The 16745-nt window shown below is 67.6% G+C and carries 11 protein-coding genes; all 11 read right to left on the bottom strand.

The window, feature by feature from the left end; genetic code table 11:
• Positions 1-31: 31 nt before the first annotated feature.
• Positions 32-1045 carry an ABC transporter permease gene (locus tag F8O03_RS14670; protein WP_151424526.1) on the bottom strand — a complete coding sequence of 338 codons (1014 nt, stop codon included), beginning with the start codon at positions 1043-1045 and terminating at the stop codon, positions 32-34.
• On the bottom strand, positions 1042-2553 hold the full coding sequence (locus F8O03_RS14665) for a sugar ABC transporter ATP-binding protein (protein ID WP_151424525.1): 1512 nt from the start codon (positions 2551-2553) through the stop codon (positions 1042-1044). Before F8O03_RS14665 ends, F8O03_RS14670 begins: the two co-directional genes overlap by 4 nt.
• Positions 2550-3497 (bottom strand): sugar-binding transcriptional regulator, encoded by a 948-nt coding sequence (locus tag F8O03_RS14660; protein WP_151424524.1) that lies wholly within the window; start codon positions 3495-3497, stop codon positions 2550-2552. Before F8O03_RS14660 ends, F8O03_RS14665 begins: the two co-directional genes overlap by 4 nt.
• A complete protein-coding gene (locus F8O03_RS14655) occupies positions 3494-5017 on the bottom strand; it encodes an FGGY-family carbohydrate kinase (RefSeq protein ID WP_151424523.1) in 1524 nt (507 codons plus the stop codon). Before F8O03_RS14655 ends, F8O03_RS14660 begins: the two co-directional genes overlap by 4 nt.
• A 44-nt stretch (positions 5018-5061) precedes the next feature.
• Positions 5062-6105, bottom strand: coding sequence for a galactitol-1-phosphate 5-dehydrogenase (locus tag F8O03_RS14650; protein ID WP_208851877.1), 1044 nt, complete (start codon positions 6103-6105; stop codon positions 5062-5064).
• Between the two features lie 54 nt (positions 6106-6159).
• Positions 6160-7131 carry a substrate-binding domain-containing protein gene (locus F8O03_RS14645; protein WP_244296305.1) on the bottom strand — a complete coding sequence of 324 codons (972 nt, stop codon included), beginning with the start codon at positions 7129-7131 and terminating at the stop codon, positions 6160-6162.
• Between the two features lie 209 nt (positions 7132-7340).
• Positions 7341-8708 carry an APC family permease gene (locus F8O03_RS14640; protein ID WP_151424521.1) on the bottom strand — a complete coding sequence of 456 codons (1368 nt, stop codon included), beginning with the start codon at positions 8706-8708 and terminating at the stop codon, positions 7341-7343.
• A 166-nt stretch (positions 8709-8874) separates the two neighbouring features.
• Positions 8875-10146, bottom strand: coding sequence for a Fic family protein (locus F8O03_RS14635; RefSeq protein ID WP_151424520.1), 1272 nt, complete (start codon positions 10144-10146; stop codon positions 8875-8877).
• Positions 10147-10232: 86 nt separating this feature from the next.
• Positions 10233-13655 (bottom strand): helicase-related protein, encoded by a 3423-nt coding sequence (locus F8O03_RS18135; protein WP_167516599.1) that lies wholly within the window; start codon positions 13653-13655, stop codon positions 10233-10235.
• Positions 13652-15535 (bottom strand): phospholipase D family protein, encoded by a 1884-nt coding sequence (locus F8O03_RS14625; RefSeq protein WP_151424519.1) that lies wholly within the window; start codon positions 15533-15535, stop codon positions 13652-13654. The genes F8O03_RS18135 and F8O03_RS14625 overlap by 4 nt, the downstream gene beginning before the upstream one ends.
• Positions 15528-16742, bottom strand: a complete 1215-nt coding sequence (locus tag F8O03_RS14620) for a DUF6361 family protein (protein WP_151424518.1) — start codon at positions 16740-16742, stop codon at positions 15528-15530. Before F8O03_RS14620 ends, F8O03_RS14625 begins: the two co-directional genes overlap by 8 nt.
• Positions 16743-16745: the final 3 nt, after the last annotated feature.

Here is a 16745-nt window from a genome sequence, read left to right as displayed (position 1 = left end):
GGTTGGAAGGTCCTTTGCTGGTTGGTGGTTGTCACGCCGCGGATGCCTGTGCGCGGCTGTCGAGGAACTTGTTGAGGATGAGGGCGAGCACGAGGATGATGCCGGTCGCGATCATCTGCACGAAGGACCCGATTCCCATGAGGTTGAAGAGGTTCTTCAGGACGGAGAGGAGCAGGACGGCGATGAACGTGCCGCCCACGCCGCCTCGACCGCCGAAGAGGCTCGTGCCGCCCAGGACGACGGCCGCGATCGCATCCAGCTCGGCTCCCTGGAAGGCCGTGGGCTGGCCGATGGTGAGGCGACTCGTGAGGAGCACCCCGGCGAGCGCTGCCGTGAACCCGGAGAAGCCGAAGACCGCTGCCTTGACCCAGTTGACCGGGATGCCGGAGAGGCGTGCTGCTTCTTCGTTGCTCCCGACGGCGTAGATGTACTCGCCGAAGGTCGTGTAGCGGAGGATGACGGCGGTGAGGAGCGTGACGCCGATGAAGATGAGGCCGGTGAGCGGGAGCAGCCCGAGGTAGCCGCCGCCGATGATCGTGAACTCGGCAGGCAGGTTGGTGCCAGCCGGGCGCCCGTCGGTGAGCGTGTAGGCCCAGCCCCGCACTGCCGTGAGTCCAGCGAGCGTCACGATGAAGGCGGGGAGTCGCACCCAGGACGACACCGCACCCATGAGGAGCCCGATGCCGATGCCGGCGGCCAGGGAGATGACGATCGCGAGCACCACGGGCATGCGGCCGTCGAGCAGGATCGCCACGGTCATGCCGCTGAAGGCGGCGATCGAGCCGACCGCGAGGTCGATGCCGCTCGTGAGGATCACGAGGGTCATGCCGATGGCGATGATGCCCGTGAGGCTCGACTGCTGCAGCAGGTTCGACACGTTCCGGACGGTGAGGAACTCCGGGCTGAGAATGGCCGCCAGCGCGCAGATGATGACGAACACGATGAGCAGGTTGCCCTTGATGAGCCAGCTCGAGCTGCGCTGCTTCCAGGTCTTCGCGCTCGCGCGCTCCTCGGTTGGAGCTGGCGTTGTGGTGGTCGCGTTCATGATGCCTTCCCGCTGATGATTGCGTGACTGATGCGTGCTTCGCTCGAGACGAGCGGGTCGAAGTCCGCGACGTTGCGGCCTTCGTGCATGACGACGATGCGGTCGGCATTCGCCATGAGTTCGCCGAGCTCGCTTGATGCGACGAGCACGGCGGCGCCCTGGTCCGCGAGGATGCGGACCTGGCGATAGAGGTCGGCCTTGGCGCCGATGTCCAGGCCTCGAGTGGGCTCGTCCAGCAGCAGCACTCTCGTGTCGCGAGCGAGCCACTTGGCGAGGACGACCTTCTGCTGGTTGCCGCCAGAGAGGAGACGGATCTCCTGCCCAGGCTTGCCGAACTTGACCGAGAGACGCTCCAGAATGGGCGCCGATTTCGTCCAAGACCTTTCGCGCGGCAGCACTTGGGAGGAGCCGCGGAGCGCGGCGATGCCAGCGTTTCGGGCCACGGAGAGCCCCAGGAAGAGCCCCTCCGTCTTTCGGCTCTCGGGAACGAGCCCGAAGTGGTGATTGACCGCGGCTCGCACGGAGTTGAGGGTCGCCTGCTTGCCGAAGACCTGGACGTCACGCTTCGCCTTGCGTGCTCCGAAGAGCGCAGAGAGGAGCGTGGTGCGCCCCGCCCCGCCGAGGCCAGCGAGACCGACGATCTCGCCCTTGCGCACGACGACGTCCCGGACATCGATGAGCCCGTCGACCGACACGCTCTTGATGTTGAGGGCCTCGACGTCGCTGAATTCCCGCGCATCCCTGTGCTCGGTCAGCTCGGCCTTCTTGTCTCCGATCATGTCCTGGATCCAGCGGTCCGCGTCCGTGTCAACGACGGGGTACTTCGCCGCGTTGTAGCCGTCGCGGAGCACGGTTATGCGTGTTCCGATGTCGCGGATCTCGTCCATCCGGTGGGAGATGTAGATGACGGCGCGCCCCTCTTCGGTGAGGCGGCGGATGACGTTGAAGACGTTCTCGACGTCCGACTCGCCCAGCGTTGCCGTCGGCTCGTCCATCACGATGATGCGTGCATCCGTCGTGAGGGCGCGCGCGATTGCGGTGAGCTGCTGGTCCGCGAGCGGAAGGGTGCCCACGACGGCGTCAGGGGAGAACTTCGCCCCGACGCGCTTGAGGTAATCGGCGGCGAGGCGCCTCCTGGTCGAACGCTTCACGACTCCACCGACGCTTGGCGTGTGCCCGAGGAAGAGGTTCTGCGCGACCGTGAGATCGGCGAAGAGGTCAAGTTCCTGATAGATGACGCTGATGCCGGCGCGAATGCCGTCGAGGGGGCCAGAGAACTTCACCTCTTCACCACCGATGGAGATCACTCCCGCGTCAGGCGTGTAGGAACCGGCGAGGATCTTCATGAGCGTCGACTTGCCAGCCCCGTTCTCGCCGAGCAGGCAGTGCACCTCGCCCGGGTACACGTCAAGGTCGACCGACTTGAGGGCGAGCGTGCCTGGGAAGCCCTTGCGGATGCCGCGCATGGTCAGGACCGGCGGCCTTGCTTCTTCAATGACTGCGGTCATCGTTTCCTCGCTTCTTTGAGGTAGTTGGCGCACTCGTCGTCCGTGACGAGCACTGAGCAGAACTTGTTGTCGACGACCGCGTGGCAGACGGGCCACTTCTCGCGGCCGGAGATGACGGCGACGGCGGTGCGCGCGCGGCTGAGCGTTTCGAGTTCGAGACCGAGGGTTCGAGCGTCGAGGGCTGGGTCGACGATGTGTCCGTCGGCATCGATGTAGCGTCCGAGCACGTCGCCGACGGCCCCTTTGCGTTCGAGGGTCCGCACGTCCTCCGCGGTCAGGTAGCCGCTGGATACGAGTACCGACTTGGTGTCGACGGGGCCTGCGCTGAAGACGACGGTGGATGCTTCCCTCGCCTTGTCGAGGATCGTCGAGACGAACCGGTCGCTTTCGATGGCCTCGCGCGTCGCCGCCTGCTCGAGGATCGCGGGGCTCGGGAGGAGAGTCACCGTTCCCTTTCCCTTGGATGCGATCGTCGTGGCCGTGGTCGAGGCCATACCGACCCGCCGGTTCACGGTCACCCCTCCGTTGACCTGCACGACGTCGACGCCGTCGGCCCAACCGTCTGGCAGCGCGTCGGCGACCTGCTGGAGGGTGCGCCCCCAGGAGACGCCGAGCGTTCGCACCCGAGGCCGAAGTGTCGCGAGGTAGTCGGCTGCCGCTTCGGCAACTCGGATGCGCGTCTCGGCGTCGTTGTTCGAGCTCGGGACGACGATCGCGTCGGCGAGCCCGTAGAGCTCCTGCAGCTCGCGCTCGAGTGGCAGCCGCCTGGCCTTGGGGTGCACGATCTCGATGCGCACGAAGCCGCGTTCCTTCGCCTGCGCGAGGAGGCGGCCGACCTTCCAGCGCGTCACGCCGAGGCGGGCGGCGATCTCCGACTGGTTCTTGTCGTCTTGGAAGTACAGCTCAGCGGCGCGAATCGCGAGAAGCTCGTCCTCGCCGTTCATGCTGCGCCGACTCTCGCGGTCGTCTGCGTCGATCTCGCGAGCTCGTGGCTCATGCCGGTGAGCAGCTGCGTCGACCGCTCGTACCGCTCATAGGCGTCCGCGAGCGGCTGAGTTGCGGCGGGGTTCGGTTCCACGATGATGTGGTCCGGGGCGAAGCGTCTGGCGACCTCGGCGCGGCCCTCGCCGGTGTCTGCGGCGACCCCCAGGATTCCGAGCGCGAGGGTCGTGAGGTTCTCCCCCGAGACGAGGTTGACGGGGCGGCCGAGTGCATCCGCTGTCGTCTGCAGCCAGAGCGGGTTGTGCCGGATGCCACCGGTCAGGAAGACGTCGTCGGAGTCGACCCCGACGGCCTCGAAGGATTCGAGCACCTGCCGGGTGCCGAAGGAGACGGCTTCGACCGTGGCCCGGTAGAGCTGGGCCGGGGTCGCGCCGAGCGAGAGGCCGAGCACCGCGCCGCGGAGGCTCGGGTCACGGTGGGGCGTGCGGTTGCCCATGAAGTGGTCGAGCACGAGGATGCCGTGTTCGGCAGCCTGAACCTCGGTGGCGCTCGCGACGAGCTGGCCGAGTCTGTCTCTCGGCACGCCGAGGATCCGCTCCGAGAGCCACGAGAGCGCGGATCCGGCTGACACCTGGCCACCCTCGATGAGCCAGCGATCTTGGGTGAGCGCGCCCGGGTAGGGCCCCCAGATCGTGGGCGAGAAGACAGGCTCGTCGAGCTCCGCGATGAAGGCATTGGAGGTCCCGGCGACGATCGCCACCGGGTTGCTGCTGACGCCCCTGAGCGCAACGAGCGCAAGGTGGGCGTCGATGCCGCCGGCGAAGACGATGGCGCCCGGCTCGAGCCCAAGCTCTGCGGCGGCCGCACGGCTCAGCTCGCCGACGACATCGCCCACCGCGGCGATGTCGCGCGGCAGTTTCTCCGCGAGGTCTGGGATGCCGAGCTGCGCGTAGAGGTCGGACGGGAGCGCATCCTCTCGGTGGTCGTAGTTCCATTTGCAGGTCGCGTTGAGTCGCGAGCCCACCCAGCGCCCGGTGAGGCGCAGGGTCATGTAGTCGACGGATTCGCCGATGTGCGTCGCTGCCGCGTAGGTCTCCGGCTCGTTGCGGGCGAGCCACATGGCCTTGGGGACCAGCCACTCAGAGCTGTCGGATCCGCCCGCGAACCGCAGAGACGGGTGGTCGATCTCCGCGGTGCGCTCGGACTCCGCGCCTGCTCTGCTGTCCATCCAAAGCAGAGCAGGGCGGATGGGGGTGCCTGTGTCATCGAGGATCACGACCGACGAGGAGGTCGTGGCGACGCCCACTGCGCGGACGGACCGCACCGAGGCGGTTTCCAACGCTTCCCTTGCGGCGCGCACGGTGGCGCTCCACCAGTCGCGGGGGTTCTGCTCGGCCCAGCCTGGGTGCGGGTACGCGGTCTGGTAGGGGGCCGACGCGGTGGAGACTCGTGTCCCTGCCTCGTCGAACACTCCGGCGCGCGCGCCTTCCGTGCCGATGTCGATTGCCAAGTAGAACGCCACTGTTCTGTCCTTCGTGTTGTGGTTCGGGCCTCGAGGGTGGGGTGTCAGTCTCGGTTGGGGAGGAAGAGCACCTTCGAGCTGAAGATGGAGCGTTCACCGAGCTGCTTCATGGTCAGGGGAAGCTCGTCGAGGCTGAGCTCGTGCGTGATCATGAACTCCCACTTCAGGCTGCCGTCTGCGAAGGCTCGCGCCGATTCGACCCATTCTCGGCCCGGGAAGGGCGCCGAGAAGGAGTTCCAGCTGCCGTGGAGGGACACTTCCTTGCGGAGGAAGTGGCTGAAGACCGCCTTCTCGAGCTCCACCGTCTTGTGGGGGATGCCGATGAAGGCCGCCTCGCCGTGGCGTGCCGTGAGCTTCGTCGCGAGGGCGATCGTTGCTGGCACGCCGGCGGACTCGATGATGACGTCGAAGCCCTTGCCCGCGTGGGCGATGGCTTCTTCGTCGTTGACGGCCGTGAGTGTGGCCCCGGCTTCGACCGCCATGTCGGCCTTCTGCTGACTCACGTCGACTGCGAGCACTTCGCTCGCGCCCATGAGCTTCGCCCACTGGATGGCGAACAGGCCGATGGGGCCCGCGCCGATGACAGCGACCCTGGAGCCTTCTCCGAGCTTCGTCTTGTAGATGGCGTGGAGCGCGATGGCAGACGGATCCATCATGGCAGCGGCCCGCGGGTCGACGCCCTCCGGCATGAGAAAGATGTTGCCCGCGTTGACGACCACGTACTGTGCGTAGGCCCCGTCCTGGCGGCTGCCGAAGTAGCCGTAGTTCTCGCAGAGACTGAAATGCCCGTCGAGGCAGCTCTCGCATTCGTTGCACGGGATGAGCGGCGGCACGGTCGCGAGCTGGCCGATCTCGAGGCCTTCGACGTTTGCGCCGATTTCAACGATGTGGCCCGAGAACTCGTGCCCGCAGATGATCGGGAGCAGGTAGGCGCCGGCGAAGTTCATGCGTGGAATGTCGGAGCCGCACACGCCGCACGCGGCGACCTTGAGCAGCACGTCGCCGTCACCCGGCTTCGGCACATCGACGCTTTCCACGCGGATGTCGCCAGGTGCGTGCATCACTGCCGCGGTCATGGTCTCGGTCATTGTCGCTTCCTCCAGGGATCGATGGTGGTTGGGGGTCTCACGGGTGGGCGTGGCTTACTTGCCGCCCTGCGCGAAGAGCGTGTCTCCGACCAGGTCGCCGGCGTTGTCCTTCGTGACGAGCTCGGTGCCAGCGTCGATCTCGGCCTCGACGTCTTCGCCGGCTGCCGCGCTGAGCGCGGTTTCAGCGGCGACTGTGCCGAGTGCGATCGGGTCGTTGAGCGAAGTTGCGACGTACTGGTTTCCCTCGGCGATTGCATCCACTGCTTCCATGAGGCCGTCGACGCCGGCCACGAGCACGTCCGTGCGCCCGTTCTCCTGCAGCACCTGCAGGGCGCCGAGAGCCATGTCGTCGTTGTGTGCGTAGACCACCTTGACGTCGGAGTTCGACTGCAGGAGGTCCTGCATGGCGGTGACGGCGTTCGAGCGGATGTACTCGGCGTACGGTCCCGCGACGATGTTCACGGACGAGTCGCCCTCGAACACGCTGTGGAAACCTTCAGAGCGGTCCATGGCGACCGTTCCGCCGGCGTCGCCCTGGATCTCGATGATCTTGCCGCCCTCGGCGCCGAGCGCTTCCTTGACTTGCTCGCCGACGAGCTTGCCCATCTCGACGTTGTCGCGACCGACGTGGGCGATGGCGCCCTCCGCGGATCGGTCGACGGTGACAACGGGGATGCCCGCGGCTTCTGCGGAGGCGATGCTCTGCGCGATGCCTTGCGGGTCGACGGGGTTGATGAGGAGGACATCCACGCCCTTGGTGATGAGGTCTTCGATGTCGTTGTTCTGCTTGGTGACGTCGCCGTTGGCGTCGACGTACTCGAGGTCGGCACCCGCCGCGTCCGCGGCTTCCTGCACGCCAACGCCGAGCTCGACGTAGAACGGCGACTGCTGTGTGGCCTGGCTGAAGCCGATCGAGATGGTGCCGTCGTCGGCACCGCCTGCGCTGGCCCCCTCCCCTCCTGGGGTGGTGGTGACAGAGCAGCCGGTCAGCAGCAACGATGCTGCAGCGACAGTGGTGAGAAACAAGCCTGATTTCTTCATTGAAATGACCTCCTTGGTCCGGATGACTGAGGACAAGGTAGGTCGGGCTTGAGCGCGACGGCAACAGCTGAGCATCTTTTCGCTCATCTGAGCACGGGCACTCGCGAAAGGTGCTCAGATGCGCACGCAAAAGAGCACTCCAGGGGCCGAGCGAAGGCGTTCGACCCCTGAAGTGGAGATTGTGCAGGAAGGCGTCAGCGCTTGCTGGGCAGCAGCATCCCGATCGCGAAGAACCCGGCGAGCACAACACCCCAGATGATCGCCGCGAGGATTCCGCCGACGAGGAACGGGAAGTTCCAGATCGCGATGATCAGCACGAGGACGAGCCCGATGCCGCCGGCGAGCGACGCGACCGTCACCCACGACGAGGCCGTCCGTTCGGCTGCATCCCGCTTCAGGCGCGCGCGGAAGGCGACGACGGCGAAGCTCGCGAGGGTCATCATGACGATGACGCCCACCGCGCCGGCTCCCGAGTACCAGGTGTAGATCTGCAGCACGGGGTCGAGCTGCGCGAGCGCGGAGACGACGACCACGACGGCGGTGATGATCGTCACCCACAGGGATGCGCGTGACGGTGCCGAGTGCTTCGGGTGCACGGCGGCGAGGGTGCGCGGCAGCACGTCCCGCTCCCCCAGCGTGAACAGGTAGCGGGTGACGATGTTGTGGAACGCGAGCATGCACGCGAACATGCTCGTCACGACGAGGACCTGCACGATGTCGGCCATGATCGGCGCGACCACGTCGCCGGCGAGGCCCACGACGACGCCGGCTGGGTCCTCGTCGGAGAGGGCGACCGCGTTGTCGGCGCCGAGGCCCGCGATGACGAGCCAGGACGAGACGAAGTACAGGGCCCCAACGGCGATGACGGCGATGTAGGTGGCGCGGGGGACGGTGCGCTCCGGGTCGCGGGCCTCGTTGCGGAACACCGCAGTTGCTTCGAAGCCGAAGAAGCCGAGGAACGCGAACAGCAGGCCGAGTCCCGGGGTGCCGGAGACGGCCTCGCTCACGCTGAAGGGCAACGTCGTGAGCTCGCGCCCGGAGGCGAGCACGCCCACGTCGATGACGATGACCGCGACGACCTCGAGCACGAGGACGACTCCGAGCACTTTCGCGGAGAGGTCGATGTTGCGGTAGCCGAGCAACCCGACGATCCCGATCATGAGGGCCGAGATGAGCCACCAGGGCACCTGCATCCCGGTCCACAGCTCGAAGAGGTTGCCGGCCTGCACGCCGAGGTAGCAGGTCATCGACACGGTGAGCAGCACGTACGAGAGGAGGGCGATGGATGCGGTGCCCAGCCCCAGGCGTCGCCCGAGCCCGCGGTCGACGTAGGAGTAGAAGGCGCCCGCGTCTGGCACGTGCGGGGTCATCCACGCGTAGCCGACGGAGAACAGCAGCAGGATGGCGGTGGCGACGAGCACCATGAGCGGCGCCCCGACGGAGCCGGAGACGCCGAAGATGATCGGGAAGTTCGCGGCGACCACGGTGATGGGTGCGGCGGCCGCGATCACCATGAACACGATTCCGGGCACGCCGAGCTTGCGGGTGAGTGTCTGCGTCAAAGGGGAGTCCTCTTCTCGGGCGAGCCGAAGACAGGGGGTGGGGCTCGCGCGGGTACCCCTGAACTTTAGTGGGGTGGCGGGCCCCCGGATGCGCGGAGCCGAGCGGCCGTGCTGGAGTTCGCACTGTCCTGCACCGTGACGCATGGCTGCAGTGGAGAAGGAGGTGTCAGTCGCCCCTGAGGTTCCCGAGGACACTGCGATCGGGGGTGTCCGGCCCGCGTGGTGGAGTCCGGCCGGCGGTGTCGGCGCCGCCGACTCTGTTGCTGCGTTCGGTGAGTGCGACGAGCGCCAGGTGTCGGTCGGCGCTCCAGCAGACGACCCGCCCCTTGTGGTCCGTGTTGCGGGAGAGCACGCCGGCGTCGCCGAGCTGCGTCAGCGCTTTATGGGCTGCGACGTTGGACACGCCGTGGGCGGCAGCAACAGAGTCTGTGGTGACGACTGGCTCGGTTGCCAGCCTGCCGAGGATGCGCAGCGCGACAGCGTCGCGCCTGGGTCGCGCGGGCGACAGCTGCTGCTGGGTGCGCCATTCGATGAGCTGCTCGAGGGTCTCGGCGTCGAGTCGTTGCACGTCGTCCGCGAGACGAACGGCGTTGGCGGCGGCAAGCTCAGCGGCTTGAGAGAACGCGATGACCCATTCGTCGACGCGTTCCGCCCGGTACGCGGTGAGCCCTTCGATGTACGCGTTCTTGGCGCCCGCGAAGACCGTGCTGATGGGGATGAGGATGTTGCGGAGGGCATCCGCGCGCTTGAGGACGGTGTGGATGAGGGCACGACCAGTGCGCCCGTTGCCGTCCACAAAGGGGTGAATCGTCTCGAACTGCGCGTGCGCGATGGCAGCGCGCACGACGGGATTCCCTTCGGTGGCGGTCACGAATTCGGCCAGGTTGCCGACGAGTCGACCCACTTCTGTTTCGGGCGGCGGGATGAAGTCTGCGCGAAGGGGTGAGTAGCCCGGGCCGCCGACCCAGTTCTGCTCGGTGCGGATGCCGAGCGTGAGGCTGGGTTCGATGGTGTGCTGGAGCGCCTCGATGTCGGCGACTTGGATGGGTCGCGTGTGGTCGGCGAGGGCGGCGATCGCGTCTTCCGTGGCGCGCACGTTAGCGACCACGTCGAGCGCGACGGGCTTGCCTTGGCGCAAGAGCTCGGCGATTGCCAGACGCTTGGGCGTGACGCGGTTTCCTTCGATCCAGGACGAGGAGATGCTCTCGGATCGAATGAGCAGGTGGTTGAGGAATCGACCATTCGTTCCGACGCGCTCGTCTGCGCGAGTGAGCGCCTGGAGCGCGTCCTGCGCGGCGCGTTCGGCTGCTGCCGACAGGGGCGCGAGTTCGGGGTTGAGTTCGTCGGGGACGAATGCGCGGTACCTGCCGCCCGCGCGGTCCTTCCGGCTCACGCCGAAGGTGTCCTGTGGCTCCCAGATGCGGTCGACATAGACCATCGGGGCCTCCCTCCTCGGTTTGGCGCGTGCGCCATGCCTTAACTTTAAAGCATCTAAAGTTAAAAATGACGGCGCTGGGCCCAAGGTTACGTTCGGGAAGGCCCCGGTGGCCGTAGGTCGATCGTGGGCAGAGCATCCGCCTCCGCCCCGCGCTTCGCCAGCAACTCGAGCATGTCCTCTTGCCGTGGTTGCCCGAGCGTGAGTCGATAGAGCGTCAGCGCTTCTCGTAGCCGCTCGTATTTCACCGCATCGCGACTCAGCGGGTATTGCGCGATCACGCGATGGATGCGCGCCGGCCCCGGGTACACCCACCAGGGCGAGAACTCCCCCAAACCGTTGTCGACACGCGTGGCTGCGTCGAACGCGGCCCGCCAGGCGCGCGCATCCGTCGATGCGAGGGCGTCAGCCCAGTGCGCGGCCGCGACGTTCTTGCGCACGGCGTGGCCAGCGAATCGGTTCACGCGTCCTTCACGCTGCTCGAAGTCGACGGGGTTCGACGGCAGGTTCCAGTGGACGACGGAGTGGCTCCACCAGTGGAAGTCGATGCCCTCCTGTCCGACACTCGTTGAGGCGAGGACAAACGGCGCGAAGGGGCTGTTGAAGGCTCCTCGCACTTCGCCCTGGCGGGCACCGCTCTTCGCGTCCGCGTCGGTGTTCTGCTTGCCGCCGTAGCGCAGCGCGAATCGCGCCGTCAGTGGGATGTCGCCTCGCTCGAGAGTGGTGTCGTGGGCCACGTACCGGGCGGGGCGCAGCGTCATGGCCTCGACCGCGCGCCTGGCCAGAGCGAGCAACTCATCGTCGCCGACCTCTGCCCCACCGTTCTCGCTGTGCAGCTGGAAGAGGTACTCGTCGAGCACGGCGCGCAGGTTGCCGTCGGCGCAGTAGTCGAGCACGCGGCGCCACCGCGTTTCGTCTAGGTCGCGGGAGCCCTCCCCGTTCCTGCCGTACAGGGTCTCGAGCAACGCGATGCTCTCTGGTCGATTGAAGAGTGAGCGGATGCCCTCCGCGAGCGCGAATGCCGCCCGCCATGCGCCGCCCTCAGTGACGAGGGGCCCGGCGACCGACCGAATCGCTCCGAGGGCAGCATTGCCGGGTGCGAAGGCGGCAAGGCGGGCGAGGTCAGTTCCGCCAGCGCTCTGGCCCGCCTCGGCCCCGTAGGCGCGACTAATCACCTCGTCGCTCATCTCGTGCCCGTAGCTCGCAGGGCCAACCGTTCGCGCAAGGTCGAAGGCTTCCGCGACGTGCAGTGTGAGCCCCTTGGAGCCACGTTCAGCCCCGCGGAGTTCTCCATGGCCCTCGCCTTCGTCACCTGGGTCGTGCACGTCGCGGATGAGGTCGGACGCCGACGCTGAGGCGAGGTCTTTGGGCACGGCTCCGGGGTAGGCGAAGTAGGCGTTCGCCCCGGTCGCGGAGCTCCTCCCGGCCAGTCTGCGTTCGACTCGTTCGAGCAGCTCGTCTGCGCCGAGCAGCGTCCCGGCGTAGCCAGCAACCTCGGATCCCGCGGAGCGTGCGCCGGCGAGCGGGTCGCCGATACTTGCGAGGGCGGGATGCGGCCAGAACAGGGCGAGTGTGGACATCGCGGCGGGTCGCTCGCCTTCGCTGAGGTTGTATGCGAGTCGTCGCGCGGCGACTGCCTTGCGCCCGTCGGCGGAGTTCTCGCGGAACAGCGAGCGTTCGCCGGCCATGCGTCGCTCGGCTTCGTAGCTGAGGAGTCCAGCGACGGCGCCCGGCACGGCGGACCAGGCCGAGAAGATGACCTGCTTCGTCACCGAGCCATCGGCGAAGGGCTCGTAGACCACGCCGGGGGTCACGTAGGGCATCGTCGGGGGCACCCACAGGAGCTGCCACCAGCCTTGACCGACGGTGTCGTCGGCGAGGGCCCTCAGGTGGCTGTTGCCGAGGTCGACGGGGTCGAAGCGACGCAACGCGTCCGGGTCGAGAGAGCGGGTCGCGGCGAGGGCAGCTGCGATGGCGGTGTGGTCGATGCTCGTCGAGCTGCGAGTGGATGCGCCATTTCCGAACGCGGCGCCCCTGCTGAGCCCCGCCTGCTGGATAGCCTGCGCGTCCTGCGAAACCTGGGCGCCGGCCCCGGCAGACGTGTTGGTGGGAGCCGCCGCGCCCGATGGCTCGACTACCGTCGGCGTTACGGCCCGAGCCGCATCCCGCGCCGCGGTGAGCCGGGCTGCTGGCTTGTAGCCGTCCATGAAGTTCGAGAAGTACGGGATCGACTTCCAGTATTCGAGATCGATGGGCGCCTGGAGCGCGCCGCCGAGCCTTTGCAGGGTCACCCAATCGAGAACGTCAGCGGCGGTCGGGTCCTGCGAGCCGAGGTGCCTGACCTGCACGAGGTCCTCGCGCTCGCCGAGTGCGGGCCGTTCCGAGCGGGTCATCACGGGGCGCAACGCACGGCCAACGCTGGTGGCAGCGGCGGCGGCATCTCCCCCACTCGTCAGCGCCTGACGGTACGCCGCGAGGGCGTCCGCGACTGGCACATCCGCACCCGCCTGCCCTCCCATGAGGAAACGGATCGTCGCGAGGAAGTCGGCACTGTGGTCCTCGTCGTCGTCGGCGTTGGTGAAGGGCTTGTACGGGGTGGCCGAGAGCAGCAGCACCTTCGCGGCGGGGTGCTGGAAGAGGGCGTCGGCGAGTTCACCCGCTTCGCCGCTCTCCGGGTCCAGTAGATGCTTAAAGCGCTGGAACTCGTCGAGGATGATGAGGTCGGGTTGCAGGGTGTCAACGCCGGCCTTGCCGAGCGCGTGGCGCAGCTTTGCGATGGAGTTCTGCACTCGGTTCCAGAGCCCCGACGGGATGCGCTCAAGGCCGCTCATCTCGTCGCGCAGCTGCTCGAAGCGCGCAAGCTCACCTGAGTGCTCAATGTCGGCGTGGAAGGCGGCCGCGATGACCGCATCTGGTGGACCGTCCAGCTCGCGCTTGAGCCAGTCGACGCGTCGCGCGAAGGCGTCCGTAGTCTTGACTGTCCCGGTTAACATCACCCGCGTCGCCCTGCGCTGCGTTGCATCCGCTCCCGTCAGATGGTCGAGCATGACGGCGAGCATGGCGCGCTCGTCGGCGTTGCCCTGCCGCCAGCCGCCGCCGCTGAAGGACGTTCCGGGGGTGAAGGAGACGAGGTTGACCTTGGAGTTGCCGGCCTCGCCGCCGTCGAGTTTCTTGCTCTGCTTCGCGAGCAGCGTGAGTCGCGTGGTCATCTCGATCTGCGTCTCGCCGGTGACGTTGAGGCGCTTCAGGTTCTGTCTGGCGAGGTCCTGGTTGCTGCACACGTAGACGACGTCGATGCGTGGGATGCGCCTGCGTTCGAGTTCTTCGACGCTGCGCGCGACGACGCCTCGGGCGATGATGCTCTTCCCGAGGCCGGTCTCGTCTGCGACAAGGAAGCGCCCGGAGGCGGCGACGCTGTCTGCACCGTAGAAGCGGTCGATGACGTGGGCGACGGCGTCTCGCTGAAATCCCTTGAGTCCGTCCATCACGGCGTTGACGTCGACCGCGCTCATGCTGTGGCTCCCGTGAGTTCGAGGTGCGCGGCCCACACCTGGTTCCAAAGACTGTCGAAGCCTGGAGGCATCATGGCTTGGTCTTCGCCGTGTTTGGCGAGGTAGTCGATGATGCGCTTCGCATCGGCGAGCCCGTCGTGCCCGGCGGCGACGGCGCGGAGGAGCGCTTCGAAGAGCCCGGCCCCCACGACCGCATCGCTTCCGGCCGCCGTGCCGAAGAAGCCCGTCGCCCCGGTCGCCTCGACGGCGGGCATCGCGACGCCCGAGAGCTCGAGCAGGAGGGTGAGGAGCCGCACGAACGACGCCCGGTCGGTGAGCTGGCTGGCGATGATCGCGTCGCGTCGCTCGGCGATGTCTCCCTCGAGCTGGGCCACCACGATGGTGCTGCGTTCTCGTCCGTCCGGGTCGCGTGCGGTGAGTACCACGAAGGGGCTGATGTCGGTGAGCGCCACCTCGTCGAGCGTCTCTCCCTGCGGGTTGGCGAGGGTGGATGCGGCCCGCCGCAGGTCGGGCCGTGGCAGGAGGTGCCAGTGCAGCGTGGCTCCAGCTTTTGCGCTGCGGCGTTCGAATGATGCCCGGTCGCCACCGTCGAGCTGGACGCGCAGCGAGTACGGTCCGTCGCCGCCGATTTCGATGTGTATGCGGAGGCCCGCGAGCCCGCGAAGGAGGTCCTCGAGACGAACTTCGGCCGCTTCGTCCTCGGGCTCCGATGCCCCGCCGTCGCTCTGGTAGGGCTCGATGAGGTTGCCGAGGGCCGAGAGTGTGGCGTCAACACCGAGTACGGAGGTCTTGCCGATGAGCTCGACCATGACTTCCACGTTTGTCCCCCAGCCGGGGCTTGTGGCATTGGCGGAGCCGAGGAAGACGCGCGAGGTGTGGTCGCGGTCGACGATGACGATCTTCGCGTGGAGCCCGACGAGGCGGTCGGCCGGGCGGACAGGGGTGGTTTCGACTACCGCGGCGACCCCTGCGTTGTGGTCTGCCGTGTCGCCGTCGGCCCTGTCATCGTGTCCGGTCTCGATGTCGACCGTGTCGTTGGCGGCGCCGTCGAGCACATGCGTCCGCAGCCTCGAGCTGCTCAGCGTCGCGGGTGTGAGCCGGTCGATGGTCTCGACGCGCGAGACGAGGTGCGTCTCGCCCCAGAGATCGCCGCGGAGTGCGGCGAGGCCGTCGTCGGTGACGAACGGTGAGACGACAAGGGCTCTGCGCCCTGGCAGCTCTGGGCGGGTGGAGGCGGCAGCGCCGACTCCGAACGCGTGGAACGCCAGGTCTCGCACGCCGGTCGGCAGTTCCCACTGGACGGTGCCCCAACGGTCGGCGAGCGCGTCGATACGGGCGATCCGGTCGGCGGCGACGGGGTGCCCGGCGAGCTTCGGAAGCGTTTTGAGGAGAGTGACGAGCGGCTTGTTCTTGCGTGTCGCATCCAGCTTCTGGCCCGCGGGGGCAGGGGTGCCGTCGAGGCGCACGAGAGTGTCCCAGCTGCGGTCGGCGGTGAGGTTGCGGCTGGCGCAGAGGAACCGGTAGCTGCGGTGCTCGCCTGCCGCGTATTCGAGATACCAGACCTTGGGGTGGAAGATCCCGCGGGCGGTCACGGGGTGGAGCATCGGCTCGAGGAAGGCGACGAGCTTGCTGGTGGTGCCCATGGAGATCTCGCCGGCTTGCGCGAACACGTCGATACGGTCTGCGGCACGGCGGATGGCGTTGAGGATGCCGAGCTGGTCGTCGGCGGCACTCACCCGGTGCGAGGCGAAGCAGAGGGGAACCGTGAGCGCGGTGGCGAGGTCGAGGGTGAAAGTCGTGCCGACGGCGTGCACGAGTTCGTAGCCGGGTGGTGGGGCGAGCTGCTCGGTGAGGGCGGCCCTGGTCTGTGGTTCAAGCATCGTTCGCTCCCCTCCGGGCATTGAGGCCCGCGTGCAGGTCGACGAGCATCCGTCGCACGCTGTTCCACCGGTAGGCGAGGGCCCCCGCGCCGGACCCGCCGCTCCAGTTCACGAGGCGCTTGGGGTCGCCGATGCGGGCTTGGGCACCTTTGCTCTCACGTTCGCATTTGATGACGAGTGCCCTCGCTTCGCCGTTGTCGGCGAGCTCGTCGAGTGTGCTGTGTCGCAGAAGCGCGGTCCAGGCGGTGACGAAACGCCGCGTGCGAGCGGGCACGATCTGCCCGCGCTGCAGTTCCACTCGGTGGATGAGCTCGTCGACGTTCCAGGTTTTGAGGTCGACGTGTTCGGGGAGTGTGGTGGCCCAGGCGGTGAGGCGCTGCCGGTAGTCGTCGACGGGGTTGGTGACGTCGTCGTAACCGGCGGCTTCGTAGGCTTCGGCGAGCAGGAGGTTGTAGAGCAGTTGGGCGCCGTGGACGACGGCTGAGAATGCGCGTGCGTGGTCGAGGACAGTGCGCGCGTCGCCTGAAGCCCGGAGCACGGCGGGGTCTTCCCAGGGTGCTCGGCTTTCTTCGCCGGGGCCGTCTTGCGTGAGGTGCGCGAGGAGTGTCCCTGGCGTGGTGGTGAGGATGCGTTCGCGAAGCCATTCGGCTTCGTCGCGGCGGAGCGCGAACCCGCCCGGTAGCTCTCTTGGGAAGCCTGGTGGTGGATTCGGGATGCTGGTGTGCCAGGCACTGTGCTGGGTTCCGGCTTCGTCGAGGTCTCCCCCGCCGTTGGCGGCCAGGTGCTCAGCGAGCGTGTCTGCTCGGGATGCGCCGGGGCCGGCACGGATCTGGAGGCGGCCGAGGAGGCCCCAGTACATCGACGACGGGAGGGTGCGCACAGCCGCGCCGGCGGTCAGGCCGATGAGACCGCCGTTGTCGTCGGTCTTCCTGATCGCACCGATGAGCGTGCGTTCGAGGTTGTCGGCCTCGGCGGCAGGGTTGGCGTGGGTGGATGCGCGTGCGTAAACCCACGGCACGAGCAGCAGGTACCGGGCTCGCGTGTGGAGCACGGAGGTGCCGGGGAAGAGCATGTCGCCGAGCGGATCGCGGATCGCACTGAGCCCGAGCTCGTCGCGGCTTTCACGGTCGGTGAAGAGGCCGATGATGTCGCGCATGCGACGCTGCTCTTCGGAGGACGCGTCGAGCCAGGCGATGGTGGAGGGCATGAA

Source organism: Pseudoclavibacter terrae (assembly GCF_008831075.1).
In the GTDB taxonomy this organism is placed as follows: Bacteria; Actinomycetota; Actinomycetes; order Actinomycetales; family Microbacteriaceae; genus Pseudoclavibacter; species Pseudoclavibacter terrae.
This window is presented reverse-complemented; position numbering and strand designations above follow the sequence as displayed.

Excerpts from the sequence above, each read along its gene's own strand:
- F8O03_RS14635 (WP_151424520.1), bottom strand. The coding sequence starts at position 10,146 with ATGGTCTATGTCGACCGCATCTGGGAGCCACAGGACACCTTCGGCGTG.
- F8O03_RS14625 (WP_151424519.1), bottom strand. The coding sequence starts at position 15,535 with ATGCTTGAACCACAGACCAGGGCCGCCCTCACCGAGCAGCTCGCCCCA.
- F8O03_RS14665 (WP_151424525.1), bottom strand. The coding sequence starts at position 2,553 with ATGACCGCAGTCATTGAAGAAGCAAGGCCGCCGGTCCTGACCATGCGC.
- F8O03_RS14670 (WP_151424526.1), bottom strand. The coding sequence starts at position 1,045 with ATGAACGCGACCACCACAACGCCAGCTCCAACCGAGGAGCGCGCGAGC.
- F8O03_RS14660 (WP_151424524.1), bottom strand. The coding sequence starts at position 3,497 with ATGAACGGCGAGGACGAGCTTCTCGCGATTCGCGCCGCTGAGCTGTAC.
- F8O03_RS14620 (WP_151424518.1), bottom strand. The coding sequence starts at position 16,742 with ATGCCCTCCACCATCGCCTGGCTCGACGCGTCCTCCGAAGAGCAGCGT.
- F8O03_RS18135 (WP_167516599.1), bottom strand. The coding sequence starts at position 13,655 with ATGAGCGCGGTCGACGTCAACGCCGTGATGGACGGACTCAAGGGATTT.
- F8O03_RS14650 (WP_208851877.1), bottom strand. The coding sequence starts at position 6,105 with ATGACCGAGACCATGACCGCGGCAGTGATGCACGCACCTGGCGACATC.